Source organism: Plantibacter cousiniae (nom. nud.), assembly GCF_977070315.1.
Genome location: NZ_CDRVEU010000002.1, coordinates 532,398 through 553,337 on the forward strand (window position 1 = coordinate 532,398; position 20,940 = coordinate 553,337).

General features: G+C 59.8%; 21 protein-coding genes. 15 read left to right on the top strand and 6 right to left on the bottom strand.

Translation table 11 applies throughout. The annotated features are described in order from the left end of the window. Positions 1-96: 96 nt before the first annotated feature. The gene (locus ACW55A_RS05965) at positions 97-672 is read left to right on the top strand and encodes a GNAT family N-acetyltransferase (protein WP_003367325.1); all 576 of its coding nucleotides are present in this window, start codon (positions 97-99) and stop codon (positions 670-672) included. A 70-nt stretch (positions 673-742) separates the two neighbouring features. Here the strand turns inward: ACW55A_RS05965 and ACW55A_RS05970 are convergent, their stop codons facing one another. Then, positions 743-2,311 (bottom strand): TerC family protein, encoded by a 1,569-nt coding sequence (locus ACW55A_RS05970; RefSeq protein WP_003367323.1) that lies wholly within the window; start codon positions 2,309-2,311, stop codon positions 743-745. A 648-nt stretch (positions 2,312-2,959) separates the two neighbouring features. Between ACW55A_RS05970 and ACW55A_RS05975 the strand changes: the two genes are divergently transcribed. The 5 genes from ACW55A_RS05975 (at position 2,960) to ACW55A_RS05995 (ending at position 5,859) form a co-directional block, all read left to right on the top strand. Beyond that, a complete protein-coding gene (locus ACW55A_RS05975) occupies positions 2,960-3,241 on the top strand; it encodes a hypothetical protein (protein ID WP_002553776.1) in 282 nt (93 codons plus the stop codon). A 137-nt stretch (positions 3,242-3,378) separates the two neighbouring features. Beyond that, positions 3,379-3,720 carry an FKBP-type peptidyl-prolyl cis-trans isomerase gene (locus tag ACW55A_RS05980; protein ID WP_003367319.1) on the top strand — a complete coding sequence of 114 codons (342 nt, stop codon included), beginning with the start codon at positions 3,379-3,381 and terminating at the stop codon, positions 3,718-3,720. After that, a complete protein-coding gene (locus tag ACW55A_RS05985; RefSeq protein WP_498810667.1) occupies positions 3,717-4,076 on the top strand; it encodes a hypothetical protein in 360 nt (119 codons plus the stop codon). The genes ACW55A_RS05980 and ACW55A_RS05985 overlap by 4 nt, the downstream gene beginning before the upstream one ends. 50 nt (positions 4,077-4,126) lie before the next feature. Continuing rightward, positions 4,127-4,831 carry a YoaK family protein gene (locus ACW55A_RS05990; RefSeq protein ID WP_032609373.1) on the top strand — a complete coding sequence of 235 codons (705 nt, stop codon included), beginning with the start codon at positions 4,127-4,129 and terminating at the stop codon, positions 4,829-4,831. Positions 4,832-4,896: 65 nt separating this feature from the next. Beyond that, on the top strand, positions 4,897-5,859 hold the full coding sequence (locus ACW55A_RS05995) for a class I SAM-dependent methyltransferase (RefSeq protein WP_044310560.1): 963 nt from the start codon (positions 4,897-4,899) through the stop codon (positions 5,857-5,859). Between the two features lie 45 nt (positions 5,860-5,904). Here the strand turns inward: ACW55A_RS05995 and ACW55A_RS06000 are convergent, their stop codons facing one another. Continuing rightward, the gene (locus ACW55A_RS06000) at positions 5,905-6,744 is read right to left on the bottom strand and encodes an IclR family transcriptional regulator (protein ID WP_455809055.1); all 840 of its coding nucleotides are present in this window, start codon (positions 6,742-6,744) and stop codon (positions 5,905-5,907) included. Between the two features lie 241 nt (positions 6,745-6,985). Between ACW55A_RS06000 and ACW55A_RS06005 the strand changes: the two genes are divergently transcribed. The 9 genes from ACW55A_RS06005 to moaA all read left to right on the top strand — a co-directional run bounded on the left by ACW55A_RS06005 (position 6,986) and on the right by moaA (position 16,367). Next, a complete protein-coding gene (locus tag ACW55A_RS06005) occupies positions 6,986-8,014 on the top strand; it encodes an ABC transporter ATP-binding protein (protein ID WP_004658466.1) in 1,029 nt (342 codons plus the stop codon). After that, complete coding sequence (locus ACW55A_RS06010) at positions 8,011-8,883, top strand: ABC transporter permease (RefSeq protein ID WP_122265721.1); 873 nt, start codon at positions 8,011-8,013, stop codon at positions 8,881-8,883. The genes ACW55A_RS06005 and ACW55A_RS06010 overlap by 4 nt, the downstream gene beginning before the upstream one ends. A 3-nt stretch (positions 8,884-8,886) precedes the next feature. Then, positions 8,887-9,681: an ABC transporter permease gene (locus ACW55A_RS06015; RefSeq protein ID WP_455809056.1), complete on the top strand. Its 795-nt coding sequence runs from the start codon at positions 8,887-8,889 to the stop codon at positions 9,679-9,681. A gap of 17 nt (positions 9,682-9,698) precedes the next feature. Beyond that, positions 9,699-9,989: a (2Fe-2S)-binding protein gene (locus ACW55A_RS06020; RefSeq protein WP_455809057.1), complete on the top strand. Its 291-nt coding sequence runs from the start codon at positions 9,699-9,701 to the stop codon at positions 9,987-9,989. Further along, positions 9,986-11,377, top strand: a complete 1,392-nt coding sequence (locus ACW55A_RS06025) for an FAD/NAD(P)-dependent oxidoreductase (RefSeq protein WP_455809059.1) — start codon at positions 9,986-9,988, stop codon at positions 11,375-11,377. The genes ACW55A_RS06020 and ACW55A_RS06025 overlap by 4 nt, the downstream gene beginning before the upstream one ends. Next, complete coding sequence (locus ACW55A_RS06030) at positions 11,374-12,558, top strand: NAD(P)/FAD-dependent oxidoreductase (RefSeq protein WP_498810666.1); 1,185 nt, start codon at positions 11,374-11,376, stop codon at positions 12,556-12,558. Before ACW55A_RS06025 ends, ACW55A_RS06030 begins: the two co-directional genes overlap by 4 nt. After that, a complete protein-coding gene (locus ACW55A_RS06035) occupies positions 12,555-13,607 on the top strand; it encodes an ABC transporter substrate-binding protein (protein ID WP_003409951.1) in 1,053 nt (350 codons plus the stop codon). Before ACW55A_RS06030 ends, ACW55A_RS06035 begins: the two co-directional genes overlap by 4 nt. A gap of 149 nt (positions 13,608-13,756) precedes the next feature. Then, positions 13,757-15,103, top strand: coding sequence for a cation:proton antiporter (locus ACW55A_RS06040; RefSeq protein ID WP_003367298.1), 1,347 nt, complete (start codon positions 13,757-13,759; stop codon positions 15,101-15,103). 265 nt (positions 15,104-15,368) lie between these two features. Then, positions 15,369-16,367, top strand: coding sequence for a GTP 3',8-cyclase MoaA (gene moaA, locus ACW55A_RS06045; RefSeq protein WP_003317890.1), 999 nt, complete (start codon positions 15,369-15,371; stop codon positions 16,365-16,367). Between the two features lie 39 nt (positions 16,368-16,406). Here moaA and ACW55A_RS06050 read toward each other — a convergent pair whose 3' ends face one another. The 4 genes from ACW55A_RS06050 to ACW55A_RS06065 all read right to left on the bottom strand — a co-directional run bounded on the left by ACW55A_RS06050 (position 16,407) and on the right by ACW55A_RS06065 (position 20,458). Next, positions 16,407-16,940 carry a DUF3833 domain-containing protein gene (locus ACW55A_RS06050; protein ID WP_455809061.1) on the bottom strand — a complete coding sequence of 178 codons (534 nt, stop codon included), beginning with the start codon at positions 16,938-16,940 and terminating at the stop codon, positions 16,407-16,409. A gap of 17 nt (positions 16,941-16,957) precedes the next feature. Then, positions 16,958-17,476 carry a chalcone isomerase family protein gene (locus tag ACW55A_RS06055; protein WP_044310570.1) on the bottom strand — a complete coding sequence of 173 codons (519 nt, stop codon included), beginning with the start codon at positions 17,474-17,476 and terminating at the stop codon, positions 16,958-16,960. Between the two features lie 214 nt (positions 17,477-17,690). Beyond that, a complete protein-coding gene (locus tag ACW55A_RS06060; protein WP_003367294.1) occupies positions 17,691-18,008 on the bottom strand; it encodes a hypothetical protein in 318 nt (105 codons plus the stop codon). 617 nt (positions 18,009-18,625) lie between these two features. Further along, entirely contained in the window at positions 18,626-20,458 is a 1,833-nt protein-coding gene (locus ACW55A_RS06065) for a methyl-accepting chemotaxis protein (RefSeq protein ID WP_498810665.1), read from the bottom strand. Between the last annotated feature and the right edge of the window lie 482 nt (positions 20,459-20,940).

The following is a 20,940-nucleotide window of genomic DNA, read 5'->3' on the forward strand; positions in this document are numbered from 1 at the left end:
GTCCACGGCCGAGTTCACCGAAAAAGCCTGGAAGTGGTAGCACACCCACGCTAACGTACACGCCGGAATTCAAGCCCTACCCACCAAGGCCTCACCATGATCCAGATTCGCCCCATGACCCCGGAAGATTTCGAGCGCTTCTGGCCCACCTTTCAGGCTGTCGTCATCGCTCAGGAAACCTACGCCTACGACCCTGCCCTCACTCAGGAGCAGGCCCGCGATCTGTGGATGAAGGCGCCCTTGCACACGTTGATTGCCGAGGAAGATGGCCAGCTGTTGGGCAGCTACTACCTGAAGGCTAACGCGGCAGGTCCGGGCAATCATGTGTGCAACTGTGGCTATATGGTGACGGACGCGGCGCGGGGTCGTGGTGTGGCGCGGTTGATGTGCGAGCATTCGCAGCAACTGGCGCGCGACAGCGGGTTCCTGGCGATGCAGTTCAATTCGGTGGTCGCCAGCAATGAGGTGGCGGTCGGGTTGTGGAGCAAGCTGGGTTTCGAGACGGTCGGGCGGTTGCCCAAGGCTTATCGTCATGCCCGATTGGGCCTGGTGGATTGTCTGGTGATGTTCAAGTGGCTGGCTGATGAGCCGGTGGCTAAAGAGCCTGCGCAGCCCAAGTTGATTGGCCGCAAGAATATCGAATCCGTGGTGTCGCGTCCGCGTCGAAAATAAGCGCGACGCACACATGAAAACGGGGCCTGCTCAGCATGAGCAGGCCCCGTCTTGTATTACAGCTCGGTGCTTATTTGCCAGAACCCATATCGGGCTGTTTCTGCAGCAACACCCGAGTCACTCGACGCTCTTCCACGCCGACGACGTGCAGGTTCCAGCCCTGCCAGCTGAGGCTGTCGCCGGTAGACGGCAGGCGATCCAGCAGGCTCATGACCAGTCCGGCCAGGGTCTGATAATCCTCGGTCGCCTTGGCCTGGAAGCCAGTGCGCTCGCGAATCAGGCTCAGGTTCAAGGCTCCCGATACCACGAAGTCCTCGCCCTGCTCGACGATGTCCGGACCTTCCACTTCGCTGGCGTCGGGCAACTGACCAGCGATGGACTCGAGAATGTCGGTCATGCTCAACACGCCGATGAAGTCACCAAACTCGTTGACCACAAAGGCGATGTGCGTCGATTCCTTGCGCATCTGCTCCAGGGCATTGAGGATGGTGAAGCTTTCCAGCAGGTTGATGGCCTTGCGCGACATCAGTTTCAAGTCGGGCTCGTTGCCGGACAACAACTCCTTGAACAGCTCTTTCTTGTGCACGAAGCCCAGCGGCTCATCGATACCGCGCTCGCCAATCAGCGGCAGACGCGAGTAGGACGAGTGCATCAGTTTCAGACGAATCTTCTCGGCGCTGTCGTTCAGGTCGATACAGTCGACTTCGGCCCTCGGCGTCATCACCGTGCGAATCGGCCGCTCTGCCAGCTGCAGTACGCCGCTGATCATCACCCGCTCACGACGGTCAAACACCGGCTCGCTGCTTTCACCATCCAGCATGTCGGTGATTTCCTCATCGACGTCACCAGACTCCAGCTTGCGACCGCCCAACAGGCGCATCACCGCATGAGCCGCACGCTCGCGGCGCGGCAGGTGACCATGGGCCGACTTCTTGCTGCGCTTGCGGGCGATCTGGTTGAACACCTCGATGAGGATCGAGAAGCCGATGGCCGCATACAGATAGCCCTTGGGAATATGGAAACCCAGGCCTTCGGCGGTCAGGCTGAAACCGATCATCATCAGGAAGCCCAGACACAGCATGATCACCGTCGGGCGGCTGTTGACGAATTTGGTCAGCGGCTTGCTGGCAATCATCATCAGGCCGATGGAGAAGATCACCGCGATCATCATCACCGACAGGTGTTCGACCATGCCGACGGCGGTAATCACCGCATCCAGCGAGAACACGGCGTCCAGTACGACGATCTGCGCAACGATAGGCCAGAACAACGCATAGCCCGCATTACCGGCGCGCTGGGCGACATGCCCTTCCAGGCGCTCGTGCAGTTCCATGGTGGCCTTGAACAGCAGGAATACACCACCAAACAGCATGATCAGGTCGCGACCGGAGAACGTCTTGCCGAACACCTCGAATAACGGCTCGGTCAGCGTCACCATCCACGAGATGCTCGCCAGCAGGCCAAGGCGCATGATCAACGCCAGCGACAGGCCAATGACGCGCGCCTTGTCGCGTTGTTCAGGGGGCAGTTTGTCGGCCAGGATGGCGATGAACACCAGGTTGTCGATGCCCAGCACCAGTTCCAGCACGATAAGGGTCAGCAGGCCAAGCCATGCCGTGGGATCAGCGATCCATTCCATGGTTTATGCAGCCTCACGATAAAAATGGCAGGGGTTGGTATGGGTCACTGTAGACCAGACGCCATCGCTGAACGTCAGGCATGGCGTTGCAGCGTCAGAACGCGAAGGTCTGCCGGAATCCATGCAGTGCAAGAGGTTAAGTGGAGAGACGTTCGAATGAAGCGGCCTGCTCGGTAACAGTGAGATCACCGGCCAGCCATACGCGATGGAAGGAGGACAACTCGGAGGCTCCTGGAGGGTATTCATACAGTCCTGAAAATCAATACGGGCGCTGATCGTACAATACCCATAGATGTTTCGTACGTTGGGAAAGTATTACAAGACTTGACCAACGAGCATGCTGCTTGCCGAGCAGTAAATGAGCATGGGGCGACGTTTTGTCACACCTCAAGGCACTACCAGTTGTCTGACAACAGAATGGCGCGGGTAGATGCGCCAATCCATTTGTTTTAAAATGTTTCCATAACGTCAGGCATACGCAGTGCTTCCCGCGATCCTTATTCAACGTCGCCCTTCACTGCTCGCCTGAACAGAATCATAAAAAGAAAGCCCGTCATAGACGGGCTTTTTTCGTTTTCAGCTTTTGCATTCGATGCCCTCGACGGCATCCCGGCAACCCGTTTTCTTAACCTTTGAGGTGATTTACCCATGCTGCGCATCGTTGTTGTTCATTTGTTTCAGTGGCTCAAGCGTCTGTCGTCCGCGCTGTTCTTCCGCAGCGCAGAGGACAACTATTCGCGCAGCTTCACACGCGAAAACGATGACGAAGGCCGCTGGACGTTTGTTTCGATCGTCATCGTTCTGACCCTCAGCCTTTATTGCCTGGCTGGCCTGGGTTACTACGCCAAGACCAATATCTGGGACGGCTTCACTCAAGAGCAGAAAGAGAACATCGCGCAGGCCATGGTGGTCAGCTCGCAGAATCTCTGACAGTTACTGGGTTCGACCAAACGGGGGAAGCAAAAGCTTCCCCCGTTTTTGTTTGACCGGCTTGTCAGGAAGCGGCTTTTCTGCGAGAAAGCCCGCTCGCGCCAATCACAGAGCGCGCTGCAACCGGAAGCATGGCAATGAGCAAAGAATTACAGATTACCGATCTGCACCCCGGCGAGGGCAAGGCAGCGGTAAAGGGTGCGCTGATCACCACGCATTACACCGGAACCCTGGAAGATGGCACGGTGTTCGATTCCTCCCACGAGCGTGGCAAGCCGTTCCAATGCGTGATCGGTACCGGGCGCGTCATCAAGGGCTGGGACCAGGGCCTGATGGGCATGAAGGTCGGCGGCAAGCGTAGATTATTCGTCCCCGCCCACCTGGCCTACGGCGACAGAAGCATGGGCGCATACATCAAGCCCGGTGCCGACCTGACATTCGAAATAGAACTGCTGGAAGTGCTGACCCGCGACGATTGAGCAGCCTGCTTGCAGATCAGCCTGCATCGGCCGATACCCTGACGCACGGGCACACGCCTGATTGCTTGTTATCGCAGAAAAAGCCATGCTCCGGGTATGGAATTCAAGGTCTTGGCACAGGAACACGTATGGCGCTCAATAAGTCGACTCAGGAGCTGAAGCGACACCTGAAAGGGACAGCAACCAATCTGGAAAACACGGCGGAAGAAATTCTCAAACTCGCCTCACAAATGAACGATGTGGATGTCACCGCAGTGCTGCAGATGGTCAACCGTCTTTACAGCGATGCCGATCAGCTCAAAGCGTATGCTGATGAGGTCAAGGCCAAGCGGATCGTGCGCGCCAAGCCGCTGTAAATCGCTGCACCCGAGTTCAGACGCGCTTTCTTCGCTCCAGAGGGCCTTCGATGCTGCCACAGCCCGCCACTTCCAGCGTCAGCCCCAGGCACCTGAACATGCAGAAATGGCGTGGCCGGGTCGGCATGGGCCTGGTCGCTAGCCTGTCGGTTCTGGCCGGCATGACCGATGCCATCGGCTTCATGGCCACCGGCGATTTCGTTTCGTTCATGAGCGGCAACACCACCCGGCTTGCAGTCGCAATCAGTGATGGCGACCTGAGCGTGACGGTGCGTCTGACCCTCGCAATCCTTGCCTTCATTGCCGGCAACGCGCTGGGCGTGGTGGTTGCGCGCCTTGGCGGGCGACGTGCCCTGCCCTTGCTGCTGGGCATCGCTACGCTGCTGTGTGCGGCTGCCGCATGGCCGCTGGAAAGCAACATGCTCGCACTGATCTGGGCGATTCTGGCAATGGGCATGCTCAACGCCGCCGTCGAGCAGGTCAACGGGCTGCCGGTCGGCCTGACTTACGTGACCGGCGCGCTGTCGCGCTTCGGTCGTGGCCTGGGTCGCTGGATGCTGGGGGAACGCCGGGACGGCTGGCGCGTGCAACTGGTCCCCTGGGTCGGCATGTTCATCGGGGCCGTGATAGGCGCGCTACTCGAGCATCGTCTGGGGCTCAACGCTCTGTTGATCAGCGGCAGCCTGTCGGCGTTGCTGGGGCTGGTTTCGCTGAAAATCCCGCACCGCTGGCAACGTCAATACATGCCACGCTGAACCCTGCGATGCCCATCTGCTGAAATACGTTTACCATACGCCGCTTTTCCTGACCGATCTGCGCCATGACCCCTGAAGCACTCGCGATTCTGCAACAGCACCTGATCGACGCGTTGAACAACGTCCCGAATGAAACCCGCCGCCTGTTTCATGGCCGGGGCCGTGTGTGGCCGGGGCTGGAGCACATCACCGTCGACTGGATGCAGGGCGTGGTGCTGGTCTCGGTGTTCAAGGAGCCTCTTGAATCCGAGCTGGCAGCATTGATGCAGCTGTTGCACGCGTTGATCGACACGCCCCAGTGGCAGCAGAGTCAGGCTCACACCTTGCTGCTGCAACACCGCTATCTGCCACAGAGCACCACGCAATGGCTGACCGGCGAGGTCGTGGATGAATGGGTGATCACCGAAAACGGCCTGCGCTACAAAGTCGATTTCGGCAAAAAGCAGAACAGCGGCCTGTTTCTGGACATGCGCTACGGCCGTGAATGGGTGCAGGCTCAGGCCAAGGGCAAGCGCATCCTCAATCTGTTCGCTTACACCTGCGGCTTCTCGGTCGCCGCCCTGGCCGGGGGTGCCGACCACGTAGTGAATCTGGACATGGCCCGCGCTGCATTGAATCGCGGCCGCGAGAATCATCGCCTCAATGATCAGGACCTAAGCCGCGTGACCTTTCTGGGCCATGACCTGTTCAAGTCCTGGGCCAAGGTCACCCGTTGCGGCCCTTATGACCTGATCATCATTGACCCGCCGTCCTTCCAGAAAGGCAGTTTCATGCTCGACAAGGACTACCAGCGTGTCCTGCGTCGATTGCCGGAGTTGCTGGACGAGAACGGTTCGGTGCTGGCGTGCATGAACGATCCCGCTCTGGGACCGGACTTTCTGATTCAGCACACTGCAATCGAAGCGCCCTGCCTGCGCTTCGAACAGCGCCTGGAAAACCCGCCGGAGTTCCCCGACGCTCGCGTTGAGGGCGGCTTGAAGGCGCTGGTGTTCAAGGCAGAAGGCTTGAGCCGCAGCGGATGGGCGTAACGAACGACGACCGACAGCCGCTTCGGAGCTGAACAGGCATGCAGCCTATTCAACCTGCCCAAACACCTGGCTGGGCCGCCGCAGCGACGGGTCGAACGGGTTGATTCTGGCGCTGATGGCCGTGGCTTCACGCTTGAGCAATTCAACTACGGTCATCAGGCGATCGGGCCCCAGCCGGTCGGAGATGGTCGCCACACTGAGCGCAGCCACTGCACGACCGTTGCGGTCCAGGATCGGCACTGCCAGCCCGGCCATGCCCGGTAACGCGCCGGTGTTTCGCCCGGCGTAGCCCAGACGCCGCACGTTTTCCACCTCCGAACGCAGAAACACCTCGTCGTACAGGTGAAAATCCTTGAGCCGTGGCAGGTTGTAGGCAATGACCGTTTCCCGCTCGTCCTCGGGCAGAAACGCGAGAATCGCCAGACTGCCCTGCCCCACGCCCAAGGCAACACGACCGCCGATGTCGCCGGTGAACGTGCGGATCGGGTACGGGCCTTCGCTGCGGTCCAGGCAGATCGCATCGAAACCGCTGCGTGCCAGCAGAAACAGCGAGTCACCCAGTGACGCAGACAGGCGCAACAGGCTGGGGCGCACCACGTCACGCAGGTTGCCGGTATTACCCGCCTTGGCGGCCAAGGCGAAGAACTCAATGCTCAACCGGTAACGTTTGCTGAGCAGATCCTGCTCGACCATGCCCTCATCCATCAGGCTGCGCAGCAAGCGGTGCGTGGTGGGTTGCGACAGCCCGACACGCTGGGCGAGTTGCGTGACCCGCTCGCCGCCTTCATCACACTCGCCCAGGCAGCGCAGTACCGCGAACAGACGGGAAACGGCTCCCACACCGACTTCAGCTTTCGCAACATTCCGATCAGTGGAATTATCCATGACAATATCTCTTTATATTTCCACCAAAAGAATTAATTCAAAGAAAGATGTTATTCAGTGAAATTCCTTGTTGAGCCCATCCTAGCCTTCGCCCTACTCTCAGTCCACAGGGGCGATTTGAACAATCATCGGTAGCCGACTCAGAGCGAGCGCCAACGTCCACAGAACTGCATGACTTCACTTCGCATCTGCCCATGACAAACGCGTGCTTCGGCGCGCATGCACAAAGGTGGAAGCAGGCATGGCATTTCTGCAGCTCGAAGGTCTCTCCAAACGCTACGGCTCCATTGACGCGGTCGTTGCCACCAACCTGGCCGTCGACAAGGGCGAATTCGTTTCTCTGCTCGGCCCTTCCGGCTGCGGCAAAACCACCACCCTGCAAATGATCGCCGGCTTCGTCGAAGTCAGTGACGGACGCATTGTGCTCGACGGGCGCGACATCACTCACGCCAAACCCAGCAGCCGGGGCCTCGGCGTAGTGTTCCAAAGCTATGCGCTGTTTCCGCACATGACCGTGGCTGACAACGTTGCGTTTGGCCTGCGTATGCGCAAGGTGCCTGCCGCCGAGTTGCACCCGCGTGTCAAACGGGTGCTGGAGTTGGTGCGCCTCGGTCAGCATGCCGAGCGCTATCCGCGCGAGTTGTCCGGTGGGCAGCGCCAGCGGGTCGCATTGGCCCGCGCACTGGTCATCGAGCCGCCAGTACTGCTGCTCGACGAGCCGCTGTCCAACCTGGATGCCAACCTGCGCGAAGAGATGCAGTTCGAAATCCGCCGCATTCAGAACGAAGTCGGCATCACCACGCTGATGGTCACCCATGATCAGGCCGAAGCCCTGTCGATCAGCGATCGGGTGGTGGTGATGCAGGCCGGTCGCATCACCCAGATCGACGAGCCTTACAAGCTCTACGAACACCCGCGTACACGCTTCATCTCGGGTTTCGTCGGCAAGGCCAACATGTTGCAGGGAGATCTGGACAGCAGCGGCATCCCGCAGATTCGTCAGGTGCCCGGCGATGGCAGCCTGACCCTCAGTCTGCGTCCCGAGAAGATCGATCTTGTAGCACCTGGCTGCGGACGACTGTCCGGGCGCATCGTCACCCGTTACTTTCTTGGCAGCCAGTGGCTGTATCGCATCCAGACCAGCATTGGCGAAGTGACGGTTGTACGCCGTAACGATGGCCAAGCGCCGCTGGAACAAGGCGCAGCGGTCGACATGGACTGGCCCACCGAGTTGCTGCGCGTGCTGGATGCCGACGAGGTGCGCGCATGAGCCTGCTGAGCGAAATGCGTCAGGGCGGTCGCGGCTATTGGCTGTCGGCTCCGGCGCTGGCGCTGTATATCGGCTTGCTGGTGTTGCCGCTGGGGCTGACTCTGCTGCTGTCGTTCAACGTGTTCGACTATCAGGTCGGGGTGAAAAGCGACAGCTACACGCTGGCCAACTATATGGCCGTGGTCACCGACTCGTATTTCTATGAAATCTTCCTGCGCACCTTCTGGATCAGCGCGCTGGTCACCCTGCTGTGCGTGCTGATCGGCGTCCCCGAAGCCTACATTCTCAGCCGCATGGGCACGCCGTGGCGCTCGATCTTCCTGATCCTGATTCTCACGCCGCTGCTGATCTCGGTGGTGGTCCGGGCGTTCGGCTGGAGCCTGCTGCTGGGCGCGGACGGCCTGATCAATCAGGTCATCCAGTTCATGGGCGGTCGCCCGGTGAAACTGCTGTACACCCCGTTTGCCGTGGTCATTGCGTTGGTCCACGTCATGTTGCCGTTCATGATCATTCCGGTCTGGACCTCGCTGCAGAAGCTCGACCCCACCGCCGAGCAGGCCGCGCTGTCGCTGGGCGCCAGCCAGGCGAAAGTCATGCGCCTGATCGTGCTGCCGCAGGTCATGCCCGGCGTGCTGTCCGGCTCGCTGATCGTGTTCGGCCTGGCCGCCAGTTCGTTCGCCATTCCCGGCCTGCTCGGCGGACGACGTCTGAAGATGGTCGCCACGGTGATCTACGACCAGTACCTCTCGGAGTTGAACTGGCCGATGGGCGCGACCCTTGCCGTGGCGCTGCTGTTGGTCAACCTGCTGGTCATGCTGTCCTGGAACCGCATGATCGAAGGCCGTTACAAAAAAACTCTGGGGGAATGATCCATGTCCAAGAACGGTCCGTTGGCCCTCTCGTTTCATGCGCTGGTGGTGATCTTCATGATGGCCCCGCTGGTCGTGGTGTGCCTGGTGGCGTTCACCCCGGAAAACACCCTGAGCCTGCCCACCACCCATTTCTCGCTGCGCTGGTTCAAGGCCGTTTTCGAGCGCGCCGACTTTATCGATTCGTTCTACAACAGCCTGACCCTGGCGTTCGTATCGGCGACGCTGGCCACGCTGATCGCGGTACCTGCCGCACTGGCAATCACGCGTCATACATTTCCCGGTCGCAATTTTTTCAACGCCCTGTTTCTCTCGCCGATCATCATTCCTCATTTGGTGCTGGGGGTGGCGATGCTGCGCCTGTTTGCGCTTATGGGTGTGAACGGCAGCTTCACCTGGCTGATCTTCGACCATGTCCTGGTCATCACGCCTTACGTACTGCGCCTGGTACTGGCGGCGGCAATCGGCATCGACCGCAGCGCCGAGCACGCCGCCGAGTCCCTGGGGGCCGACCGTTTCACGCTGTTTCGGCAGATCACCCTGCCAATGATCCTGCCCGGCGTGGCAGGCGGCTGGTTACTGGCGTTCATCAACAGTTTCGATGAAGTCACGCTGTCGATCTTCGTTACATCGCCCGCGACGCAGACCCTGCCGGTGCGCATGTATGTCTACGCCACCGAATCCATCGACCCGATGATGGCCGCCGTATCGGCACTGGTCATCGCCCTCACCGCCGCCACCATGATCCTGCTCGACCGGGTCTACGGGCTGGATCGCGTGCTGGTCGGCAAACACTAATCCGGAGCTTTCACGTTATGGCATTGCTGACACGACTGACCGAACATGATCGCCCGGTTCTACCCTTCACCCTTGACGGCCAGCCGGCCAGCGGTCTGTTGGGCGATACCTTGCTGACCGCGGTACTGACCGCCAGCGAACACTTGCGCGGCAGTGACTTCAGCGCCGAACCTCGCGCCGGTTTCTGCATGATGGGCGCCTGTCAGGACTGCTGGGTGAGGCTGGGTGACGGTCAGCGCGTGCGTGCCTGTTCGACGCTGCTGGAGGCCGGTCAGGCGGTGATTCGTGAACCGGGGCGCTGCGTATGAGCGATCAGACAATTGCCATTGTCGGCGCAGGACCGGCCGGTATTCGCGCCGCCCAGACGCTACTGGCCCACGGCATCAAGGCCTGCCTGATCGATGAAGGGCTGCGCGGCGGCGGCCAGATCTACCGTCGCCAGCCGGACAACTTCCAGCGCTCGGCCAAGGCGCTCTACGGCTTTGAAAGCGCCAAGGCGGTCGCGGTGCACGACGCGCTCGACACGCTGGCCGCGCAGATCGACTATCGGCCGCAGACGCTGGTCTGGAACGCCGAAAATCACCAACTCGATACCCTGCAAAACGGTACCGCCGCCACTGTTGATTTCAGCCACCTGATCGTCGCCACCGGTGCCACCGACCGAATTCTGCCGGTGCCCGGCTGGACCCTGCCCGGCGTGTACAGCCTCGGCGCAGCGCAGATCGCGCTCAAATATCAGGGCTGTGCGATTGGCCAGCGCGTGGTGTTTTGTGGCAGCGGCCCGTTGCTGTATCTGGTCGCTTACCAGTACGCCAAGGCTGGCGCGAAGGTGCTGGCGGTGCTCGACAGCGCGCCGTTTTCGGCGCAATGCAAGGCATTGCCGGCGCTGCTGGGCCAACCGGCAACGCTGGCCAAAGGCATATATTACCGGGCGTGGCTGAGCGCACACGGCATTCCCGTGCATCAAGGTGCGCAGCTCACACGCATCGACGGGGATAAACGTGTAGACGGTATTCAATGGCAACGTAACGGCAAATCGGGCCATCTGGCCTGTGATGCGGTCGCTTTTGCCCATGCGCTGCGCAGCGAGACGCAACTGGCTGACCTGCTGGGCTGTGAATTCGCCTGGAGCGCGCTCAACCGGGCGTGGCTGCCGACCCGCGACGACTGTGGACGCAGCAGCGTGTCAGGCATCTATCTGGCGGGCGACGGTGCGGGAATCATGGGCGCAGACGCTGCTGAAATGGCCGGAGAACTGGCCGCGCTCGGGCTGCTGCAAGACATCGGTGTGGTGGCAGACACCGCACGTACCGACACGCTTAAAACTGCCTTGCGTCGCATCGAACGCTTCCGCCACGGGCTGGAAACCGCGTTTCCGTTCCCTGAGGACTGGGCCGCCAACGTGGCGGATGACACGCTGGTGTGCCGCTGCGAAGAAGTCTCTGCAGGCGAGATTCGCAGTACCGTGCAGGATGGCCATTGGGAGATCAACCGGGTCAAGGCCATGTGCCGGGTCGGTATGGGGCGCTGTCAGGGCCGGATGTGTGGTCTGGCCGCGGCCGAAATCATCGCCCGCGAGAGCGGCCGGCCCGTCGAGCACGTCGGCCGACTGCGCGGCCAGGCACCGATCAAGCCGCTGCCCTTTGGTCTGGGGATGCTACCCGTGGAAAAGCAATCGGTGGAGACGCAACCATGAGCACACTGATTGAAACCGATGCGATTGTCATCGGCGGCGGCATTGTCGGCGCCTCGGCAGCCTTGACGCTGGCCCTGAAGGGCAAGCGGGTCGCCTTGCTGGAACGCGATTTTTGCGGATCGCACTCCAGCGGTGTCAATTACGGCGGCGTGCGGCGTCAGGGCCGTCCGTTGTCGCAGTTGCCCTTGTCGCAAAGGGCGCATCAGATATGGGGCAACCTGCGTGAGCTGATCGGCATCGACGGCGAGTACCAGCGCTCGGGCCACCTCAAACTGGCGCGCAGCGAACAGGACATGAATGCCTTGCGCGCCTACGCCCAAGCCAGCCAGGGATTCGGCCTGGATTTGCAACTGCTTGATCGCGATCAGCTGCGCGCGCGTTATCCCTGGGCCGGCGATGTCGCTGTCGGTGCATCGCTGTGCGCCGACGACGGACACGCTAATCCACGTCTGGTATCGCCGGCCTTCGCCCGCGCTGCTCGTCGGGCAGGCGCACAGGTGTTCGAGCAGGCGCCGGTCAGTGAAGTCAGCCACGACGGCAACGTGTTCATCGTCACCACCGCCAGCGGTCTGACACTGCGCGCCACCTGGCTGCTCAACTGCGCCGGGGCGTGGGCCGCAGCGCTGGCAGCACAATTCAACGAACCGGTGCCGATGTATTCAGGGCACCCGGCAATGCTGGTGACAGAACCGCTGCCGATGTTTATGGACGTTAGCACCGGTGTCGAAGGCGGCGGCATTTATGCCCGGCAAGTGGCTCGCGGCAATTGCGTTCTGGGCGGCGGACAAGGCTTTGCCCTCGACCCGGCACGCACCAGACCGGGACAGGCGGCGGTGCTGGATATCCTGCGCAACGCCGTCGAACTCTACCCGCCACTCGCCGGCGCTCAGGCCATTCGCACCTGGAGCGGCACCGAAGGCTATCTGCCGGACCGTGAACCGGTGCTGGGCCCAAGCCTGACCCGTCCAGGTCTGCTGCACGGCTTCGGCTTTGCCGGGACAGGCTTTCAGATCGGTCCGGCAGCGGGTGAAGCGCTGGCCGAATGGGTCTGCGAAGGCGCCTCACGGATTTCGCTCGATGCCTTTTCCATCGGCCGCTTTCAGCAAATCGCCCTGCAAACCCCTGCCATCGAACTTGTTACGAACGTCATCCCATTGCACAGAGGAAGGTCGTCCCTATGAAAAGTACCAAACGTCTCGCCCTCACCGGGCTGTCCTGCCTGCCGCTGGCCGCCGCACTCCTGTCCACGCCTGCCATGGCCGAAACCACGCTGTACTTGGGCATGAACGGTGGGACCATGGAGCGCCTGTATGCCGATCAGGTGCTGCCGGCTTTCGAGAAGGCCAACAACGTCAAGGTGGTGATCGTGCCTGGCACATCGGCCGACATCCTCGCCAAGGTTCAGGCGAGTAAGGACAACCCGCAGATGCACGTCATCTTTCTCGACGACGGAATCATGTATCGGGCTATTTCCATGGGCCTGTGCGACACGCTGCAGCCCAGCGCCAGTCTGGCCGACCTGCCTGCCAAGGCCAAAATCAAGGAACAGGCAGCAGCCGTCAGCCTGGGCGTGACCGGCCTGGCCTACAACACACGGATGTTCAAGGAGCAGGGCTGGAGCGCGCCCACCTCGTGGATGGACCTGGCCGATAAACGTTTCAAGGACAAGGTGGTGTTCCAGTCACTGGCCTCCTCGACCTTCGGCCTGCATGGCTTTCTGATGTTCAACCGTATCCAGGGCGGCAGCGAGAAAGACGTCGAACCCGGCTTCAAGGCCTGGCCGAAGACCATCGGCCCGAACGTACTGGAATACATCGCCAGCTCGGCCAAGATCTCGGAAATGGTGCAGACCGACGAAGCCGCCCTGTTCCCACTGACACCCACCCAGGTCACCGCGCTGAAGATCAAGGGTGTACCGGTGGAATATGCATCGCCCAAGGAAGGCGGCGTGGTGTTGAACGTGGCCGAATGTGCGATAGCCAATAACAACCAGCCGGAGCTGGCCCAGAAGCTGGCGGCCTACCTGCTGACACCAGAAGCACAGGCGCCTGCGCTGGAGTTCGGTGACCAGATCCCGTCGAACCCGAAAACCCCGACCACTGACAAGACACGCAGTCAGGTCGAGGCCATGGAGAAGTACCTGGAAACGGCGGTGACCATCGACTGGGATCAGGTCAATCAGATCCGTCCCGAGTGGAACGCACGCTGGAGCCGCAGCATCGAGCGCTAGAGGTCCACGGCGACGCCGAAAGGCATCGCCGTGCGTAAAAGACGCATGCTGATTGCCATCCGGCAAATTATTTCAACTTATTACCGTGCACGGGAGTCCCACCGTTACGCCCTCTGCTTCGGGCGCATTTTGACGGTGGTTCTTTCTCTATGAGTTTTATTGTCTGCATGGGCGTGCTTGGCGTGCTGTTGATGCTATTGGCGCTCACTTCCTCTTACCTGCGCTGGATGCCAGTGACCACATCGGCCGTGTGCCTGGGATTCGGCTTCGGCATCGGCCCGATGGGCCTGGATATCGTCGATCTGGATTTCGAGAAATCCTACGAGTGGCTGGAACGCCTGACCGAAGTGGCGGTGCTGTTTTCGCTGTTCGGTACGGGCATCAAGTTGCGCCTGCCCTTGCGCGGCAAAGCCTGGCATTCAGCCTATTGGCTGGCCGGGCCGGTGATGCTGGCGACCATCGCTGGCGTGACGGTCGCGGGGCACTACATCATTGGCCTGGACTGGGGCGTGTCGTTGTTGCTCGGCGCGATGCTGTCGCCGACGGACCCGGTACTGGCCGGGATGGTCCAGGTCAACAATGCCCGGGACCAGGACCGCCTGCGCTTCGGCCTGTCCGGCGAAGCGGGCCTCAACGACGGAACCGCGTTTCCATTCGTGATTTTTGCCTTGCTGTACCTGAGTTCCGGGGGCGCGATGGGCGACTGGGTCCAGGGATGGCTGATCAAGGATTTGATATGGGCGGTGCCGGCTGGTCTGTTGATTGGTTACGGCATGGGCCGCGGGGTCGGCCATCTGATGATCTTTCTGCGCATCAAGAACGCCGACAGCACCACCTCGCCCAATGACTTTCTGGCGCTGGCACTGATCGCCCTGGCTTATGTCGTTGCGCAAAGCGTGGGTGCCTTTGGCTTTCTTTCGGTATTTGCCGCCGGATTCGGGCTGCGTCAGGCTGAGGTACGTGTCACGCGGTCAGAGCTGCCGTCTGAGCACGTCGCGCAGCCGGTCCTCGGGCATATGACGTCCTCCCTCGAGCAGGGCACGGTCGCGCAGGTCGACGACATGAGCGACTCGCAACTGGCTGCCGGCGTGATGATGGGCGATATGCTGGCGTTCGGTAGTCTGGTGGAGCGCGCCATGGAAGTCCTGCTGATCACCCTGCTGGGCGCGGCGCTGGCGATGTATTGGGACTGGCGAGCCATTGGCCTGGGTATCGCGCTGTTCTGCGTGATTCGTCCAGCCAGCGTCTGGTTGCTGGTGAGTCGTCGCCTGCTCAACGTCCGACAAAAAGCACTGGTTGGCTGGTTCGGTATTCGTGGGATCGGCAGTCTTTATTACCTGTGTTTTGCCTTGTCGCATGGTCTGGCACACGATGTCGGCCACGTCGTCGTTGGCATGACCCTCTCGGTCGTCGCCCTGAGCATTCTGGTACACGGCATCAGTATCCAGCCTTTGCTGGAGCGTTACGAGCGCAGTTCCGCCGCCAGGCCTGATTGATCAGTCATCAAGGCAAAGCGCCATAGAGCGTGTCGATGAGCGTATTGGAACAAGCAATTGGACTGCGGCATTTCGACTCGGTTAGCGTGGCGTCATCCGGCCAGTGCAAACCGCAATGCGTGCGGCTACTATGTTTATACGCACAAGGCACTTTGCCAGCCTGCGATCAGGCGTGAAATTGGCGCATTACAAATTGGCTGAACCCTTGTCACGCACTGGCCTCCAAACCCGGTAATACAGCCCACTCGATTATTTAGAAGGTGAAATGTCAGAACCCGTCCTGATGGACCGCTTTGCACGTAAGGTCGATTATCTGCGCATGTCGGTCACCGACCGCTGCGATTTTCGCTGCGTGTACTGCATGGCCGAAGAGATGACGTTTCTGCCTCGACAACAGATTCTGTCGCTGGAAGAGATCCTCCAGGTGGCCGAGCGCTTCGTGGCACTGGGCACGCGCAAGATTCGTCTGACCGGTGGTGAACCGCTGGTACGCGCAGGTGTGGTCGGGCTTTGCGAGAAGATCGCCGCCCTGCCCGGCCTGCGTGAATTGTGCATGACCACCAACGGTTCGCAGCTGGACAAACTGGCTGCCCCGCTGTTCAAGGCCGGCGTCACGCGCCTGAACATCAGCCTGGACAGCCTCGATCCACAGCGTTTCCGCGAGCTGACCCGCACAGGCGATCTGCACAAGGTGATTGCCGGCATCGATGCCGCCAACGCCGCCGGTTTTGTGCACACCAAGCTCAACTGCGTGGTGATGCATGGTCGCAACGATGATGAGATCAACGACCTGCTGGCGTTCGCCATCGATCGCAACCTGGACGTTTCGTTTATCGAAGAAATGCCGCTGGGCATCATCAGCGAACACAGCCGCGCCGAATCCTTCTACTCCAGCGATCAGGTGCGCGAACGCATTGCCGAACGTTACACGCTGGTGCCTTCCACTGACTCGACTCAAGGGCCATCGCGCTACTGGCGCCTGGCCGAGGCACCGGGCATTCGCATCGGCTTCATCTCGCCGCACAGCCACAACTTCTGCGGCACCTGCAATCGCGTGCGCATGACCGTCGAAGGTCGCTTGCTGCTGTGCCTGGGCAACGAGCATTCCGTGGATTTGAAGGCGGTATTGCGCGCCAATCCCGGCCAGCCGGAAAAGCTGGAAAAAGCCATCATCGACGCCATGCAGCTCAAGCCGTGGAGCCACAACTTCACCCACGACGATGGCGTGCAGGTGGTGCGCTTCATGAATATGACGGGCGGCTGACAGCCGCCCTGAAGGATGACGCCTCATATGAGGCGTTATTTATTTACCAGCCTTGCGAAAGAACAAGGTGATCTGCCCGACTTCGACACCCAGCTTGGTCATCGACGAACGATTGGCCATGGTCTGCTTGTCGATCAGGTACATCCAGTCATCCAGGCTCACGTCATACTCGGTGCCATCCACCGGCAACCTGAGCACATAGTTCCAGTGGAAGCTGTTGCCTGACACTTCGCCATAGGCCTCGCCAACCACGTCACCTGCCGTGCCCTTCCAGCGCCCCGGACCATCGGGACGCAAGCGCCACTCCCGGACCTGTTTGGTGCCATCGCTGTAGCTGAAGGCCTCGTGCATGACCAGCACTTCGCCTTCACTGTGCCCGTCGATCACCACGGTAAAGCGCTTGGTGACTTCACCGGAGCGCTTTTGAAACATTCCCCAGGCCTCGACACGCCCAGTGAAGTACTGTCTCAGGTCGAGCTTGGGCTCTTCCTGACTGTAACGGGTTACCGGCACGCCGCCGCAGCCGCTCAATACAAGCCCCGCACACAACATCAACATCCGCTTTCTCAGCATGCGCCCTCCTTGATGGGTCATGAGCCGGTACTGCCGAGCAACTGCTCGCGAAGCTCCGGGTTACGGGTTTTCGGGTCAAGCCAGATGGAAAAGAAAGCCTTGGCGAACTGGCTGTCGGGCACCACATGCTGGAGCTTGTCGCCAACATAAAACCGCGCTTCGCGGCCAGGCAGGTACACACCGGTAATCTTCATGCCCGGCTGGACGTCGACAAATGACTGGTTCATCTGCTGGCGCCATTCAGTCAGTTGCTGTTCGGTCACCTTCGAACCGGAAATACGCTTGATCTCATCGATACTGGCATCGACCAGATCTTCCCGGTCAATGTCGCGGTGGTAGGTCAGCTCGAGAGCCAGCGGTGCATCCGCGACGAAGGGCTTGGTGGGGCTTAGCAACCTGGCCGTATAGATGCGAAAACCGAACAGACTGAGGTCACCGCCACCGACGACCTGAGCATTGGGCAATGCCTCACGCCAATCCGCCGAAGCGCCAGCGCTGAGCAACATCACCAACCATAACCATCGTGGCGCACGCATCGGCAACCTCTGTTTATGTCATGTGCAGGCACTGCCGTGACAGTCACCACAGGCAGCGAGTGAGAAGAGTCAGAATCGCTGACTCATGGCCGGAATCTATACCACCAAAAACGCTTTGTACAACCTGTAGGCCCTCGCCGTCCCGGTGACGAAAACCAAAAAACCTGTTCCCGATCAGGATCGGGAACAGGCTTCAGGACCTGCGATGCCCTACTCAGGCAACCTGCGAGTGCGCCTGCCGACGAGTCTTCTGCCACTCACCTTTCAACGCCTGCAGCGTGTTCTCCATATAGGCACGATCGGCAGCGGCTTTCTTGCCGACATAACCCTGGCCACGACGGAACATCTTCAGGGATGCGCGCAGTTGCGGGTGCGCATCACGAAACTCGTGCTCTTGCGTGAACGGCGACATGGCGTCGACGCGAACTTCACCCGACTCGGCCACCCAGGCGATATGGTTATCCAGCGTGTCTTTGCAGGCAGCAAACAGACGAGCCAGTTCATCAATAGTCGGTTGTGTGTTGATATTCATGTTGATGCCCCTTCGCTCGTAGACTGTTCAATAATTGATACATCAAGTTCATGCGCCAGAACTTCAGCAATGCACACGATTGAGTGTGCGTCGAATACCGTTCCAGCCCTCAAGGACATGCAGGTAGCCTTGATGAAGAGCCGCTACACAGCGGCATCAGCGTAGAGAGAAGAAGTCACGAAACCCAAAGACCCGGCCCAGGATCGGCAATCGATCCGTTACAAGCATCATGAGGACATTTCGCCAGCTTCTCGCCCTTATCGACGACAAATGCCAGTTCAGCTCCATCAATCTGCCTTGTGGGCAGCCTACATCCGGGAACATCTCGACGGCTTGCCGAGCCTGTTCATCACACCTTTAGCAGCGCTCCCGATCGGGGAGACAGCTGCATAATGCAAAAGGAAAACGGGCACGTCAACGATTATGTAGTGATTATTTTTTATCACTACATAATCGTATGAGGGACGTGGGGTTACGTGAAAAGGTGACTGAATGGTCATGGGGTACAGGTTATCAAGGGTGGTCAGGGACATCGGCACGACAGCCTCTGAAGACCAGCAAAAAGGCCTGAAAGCGTTCGCTTCCAGGCCTTTTCACAACACACAAACCGCTGACTGTCAGCTCACCTTGAAGCGCCCCACCAGGCCCTGCTGCTGCTCCGCCAGACGCGCGAGCTCGCGGCTGGTGACGGCGGTCTGCTCGGCACCGGCACTGACCTGGATGACCAGCGAGTTGATGTCGTCGACGTTGCGGTGGATCTCTTCGGCCACCAGGCTTTGCTCTTCAGCGGCCGAAGCGACCTGGATGTTGCGGTCGCTGATGGTCGCGATGCCTTCGGCGATCTCTTCCAGCAGTTCACCAGCGCGTACGACGTTGCTGGCACCCTCCTGCGCCTTGCCCAGGGTTTCCTGCATCGACGCGGCAGCGCGTTCCGAGCCGGACTGCAGGTTAGCGATCATTTTCTGGATGCTGACGGTAGAGTCCTGAGTCTTCTTGGCCAGATTGCGTACTTCGTCGGCAACCACCGCGAAACCACGCCCCTGCTCGCCGGCACGTGCAGCCTCAATGGCTGCGTTGAGCGCCAGCAGGTTGGTCTGGTCGGCGACGCCACGAATGACATCGAGCACCGAGGAGATCGAGTTGCTCTCGCCCTTGAGCTCGTCGATGATCCGTGAAGTCTGTTCAGCCTGCACCGAGAGCCCCTGAATCAGGCCGATGGTGTTGTCGATTTCGGTCTTGCCCTGCACGGTGCTGTTGTTGACGCGCTGCGACATCTCGGCCGCGTCGGTGGTGCTGCGCGCGACATCCTTCACCGTGGCACTCATCTCACTGATCGCAGTGGCGACCTGATCAGTGCCCTGGCGTTGTTGCGCCACGTTCTGATTGGTTTGCAACGCCACTGCAGAAGACTGCTCGGCGGCGGTGGCAACCTGCGCTGTGGCGCTGCCGATGTCGCGGATGACCTCACTGATCTGTTGCGCCATGTTGTCCAGATTGCGCGAGATCTCGCCGAACTCGTCCTTGCCGACATAACGGGTCCGCGCGGTCAGGTCGCGGGTGGAAAGAGCCATCAATGTGCGGTTCACATCGACCACTGCGACCTTGATGTTGCGGATGATGACCGACGCCAGCCACAGCACTACGATCAGCATCAGGACGACAATGGCAACCGCCACGTACAGGCTGCTTTGAGCGGAGCTGCGCGCATCCATTGCCAGGCCGACGACGTTCTGGCCAAGCTCTGCCTCCACCTGCGCCATCATGTCGATACGCACGGTCGCAAGGTTGAACCAGTCTTCCGGCTTGACGTTGAGCGGGTCACCCAGCGGAGTATCGAAGCCCAGGCGTTGCAAGCGGGCCACTTCGAGCGATCCTGGTTGCTGCAAAACGGCATTGAGTTTGGTTTTGAAGGCTTCAGGTGACCAGCGCTGGAACGCTTCGAAATACCCCGAGAACTCGCCCAGGTTGCGACTGAAGCGCGATAACAGTGCGGCGTCAAACCGGTTCTGGTTGAATGCCAGACCAAGCAATACACGCTCGCGACCGGCACGTTCCTTCATATCCACGAACTGATTGAGCGAGCTCAGGCCGCGCAATATTTCCGGATCCTCGATACTCGATTCCATTGAGTAAGAGAAGCCGATGAGTGTCTTGATGATGTCGGTGAAGCGCGTACCGGATTCTGTATTGTTGATCCCGAGTGAGTCCACCTTGAGGCGCAGAGCGATCAGCTCCTCGAATGCGCGGTTGACCTTATCAGGTCCGGGAATACCGTCGGTGGACTGGGCGCGCATCTCACTTATAGCCTTGTCGGTTTCCTGACGAAACGTCTTCAGCTTGTCCTGCATGGACTTGCCGCCGCTACCCAGAAATACGCCGCTGGCGCCACGTTCGCGCTGGAGAGTGGTGACTACGTCACTCACTTTCTGTGCGGCGCTGGTGGCTGTCACTGCGCGCCTCATATCACCGAGGTTTTCACTTTTGTCAGCGACGAACAAACCTGCAAAGGCAAGGAAGCCCAATAGGGGGAATATTAAAATAAGCAGCAGTTTCATACTCAAAGGAGCATTTCTAAGCATTGCAGACCTCATGACGTGCAGACTTTTCTATAAAGAATATCCAGGGCGTAACGTTCTGTAGCGTCGACGTTTTTTTTTCGCCAGGGACTGTTCGGTAATCAGCCTGCCGTAGCCGATCTTGCTTCCGTATCACTGTCTCGGCTGTCTTCCGGGAAGCTTTACCCACTATTTGAATTTGTTAGTTCAAACAGCGAACTCAATAAAGCACAGGGTGCAAGAAGTTTGGATCCACAAAGAAATGACCGCCTTGGGCGGTTATGATGAGAAGAGAAATATAAATCCACCGAGAGTGTCACCTGTAACGGCGAAGACAATCTCGATGGATAGAAGTTGCAACTTTTTTCTATTCAACC

What these genes read in the sequence shown, in the direction of transcription:
- ACW55A_RS05965 (WP_003367325.1), top strand. Translation starts at nt 97, where the DNA reads ATGATCCAGATTCGCCCCATGACCCCGGAAGATTTCGAGCGCTTCTGG.
- ACW55A_RS05970 (WP_003367323.1), bottom strand. Translation starts at nt 2,311, where the DNA reads ATGGAATGGATCGCTGATCCCACGGCATGGCTTGGCCTGCTGACCCTT.
- ACW55A_RS05975 (WP_002553776.1), top strand. Translation starts at nt 2,960, where the DNA reads ATGCTGCGCATCGTTGTTGTTCATTTGTTTCAGTGGCTCAAGCGTCTG.
- ACW55A_RS05980 (WP_003367319.1), top strand. Translation starts at nt 3,379, where the DNA reads ATGAGCAAAGAATTACAGATTACCGATCTGCACCCCGGCGAGGGCAAG.
- ACW55A_RS05990 (WP_032609373.1), top strand. Translation starts at nt 4,127, where the DNA reads ATGCTGCCACAGCCCGCCACTTCCAGCGTCAGCCCCAGGCACCTGAAC.
- ACW55A_RS05995 (WP_044310560.1), top strand. Translation starts at nt 4,897, where the DNA reads ATGACCCCTGAAGCACTCGCGATTCTGCAACAGCACCTGATCGACGCG.
- ACW55A_RS06000 (WP_455809055.1), bottom strand. Translation starts at nt 6,744, where the DNA reads ATGGATAATTCCACTGATCGGAATGTTGCGAAAGCTGAAGTCGGTGTG.
- ACW55A_RS06005 (WP_004658466.1), top strand. Translation starts at nt 6,986, where the DNA reads ATGGCATTTCTGCAGCTCGAAGGTCTCTCCAAACGCTACGGCTCCATT.
- ACW55A_RS06010 (WP_122265721.1), top strand. Translation starts at nt 8,011, where the DNA reads ATGAGCCTGCTGAGCGAAATGCGTCAGGGCGGTCGCGGCTATTGGCTG.
- ACW55A_RS06015 (WP_455809056.1), top strand. Translation starts at nt 8,887, where the DNA reads ATGTCCAAGAACGGTCCGTTGGCCCTCTCGTTTCATGCGCTGGTGGTG.
- ACW55A_RS06020 (WP_455809057.1), top strand. Translation starts at nt 9,699, where the DNA reads ATGGCATTGCTGACACGACTGACCGAACATGATCGCCCGGTTCTACCC.
- ACW55A_RS06025 (WP_455809059.1), top strand. Translation starts at nt 9,986, where the DNA reads ATGAGCGATCAGACAATTGCCATTGTCGGCGCAGGACCGGCCGGTATT.
- ACW55A_RS06030 (WP_498810666.1), top strand. Translation starts at nt 11,374, where the DNA reads ATGAGCACACTGATTGAAACCGATGCGATTGTCATCGGCGGCGGCATT.
- ACW55A_RS06035 (WP_003409951.1), top strand. Translation starts at nt 12,555, where the DNA reads ATGAAAAGTACCAAACGTCTCGCCCTCACCGGGCTGTCCTGCCTGCCG.
- ACW55A_RS06040 (WP_003367298.1), top strand. Translation starts at nt 13,757, where the DNA reads ATGAGTTTTATTGTCTGCATGGGCGTGCTTGGCGTGCTGTTGATGCTA.
- moaA (WP_003317890.1), top strand. Translation starts at nt 15,369, where the DNA reads ATGTCAGAACCCGTCCTGATGGACCGCTTTGCACGTAAGGTCGATTAT.
- ACW55A_RS06050 (WP_455809061.1), bottom strand. Translation starts at nt 16,940, where the DNA reads ATGCTGAGAAAGCGGATGTTGATGTTGTGTGCGGGGCTTGTATTGAGC.
- ACW55A_RS06055 (WP_044310570.1), bottom strand. Translation starts at nt 17,476, where the DNA reads ATGCGTGCGCCACGATGGTTATGGTTGGTGATGTTGCTCAGCGCTGGC.
- ACW55A_RS06060 (WP_003367294.1), bottom strand. Translation starts at nt 18,008, where the DNA reads ATGAATATCAACACACAACCGACTATTGATGAACTGGCTCGTCTGTTT.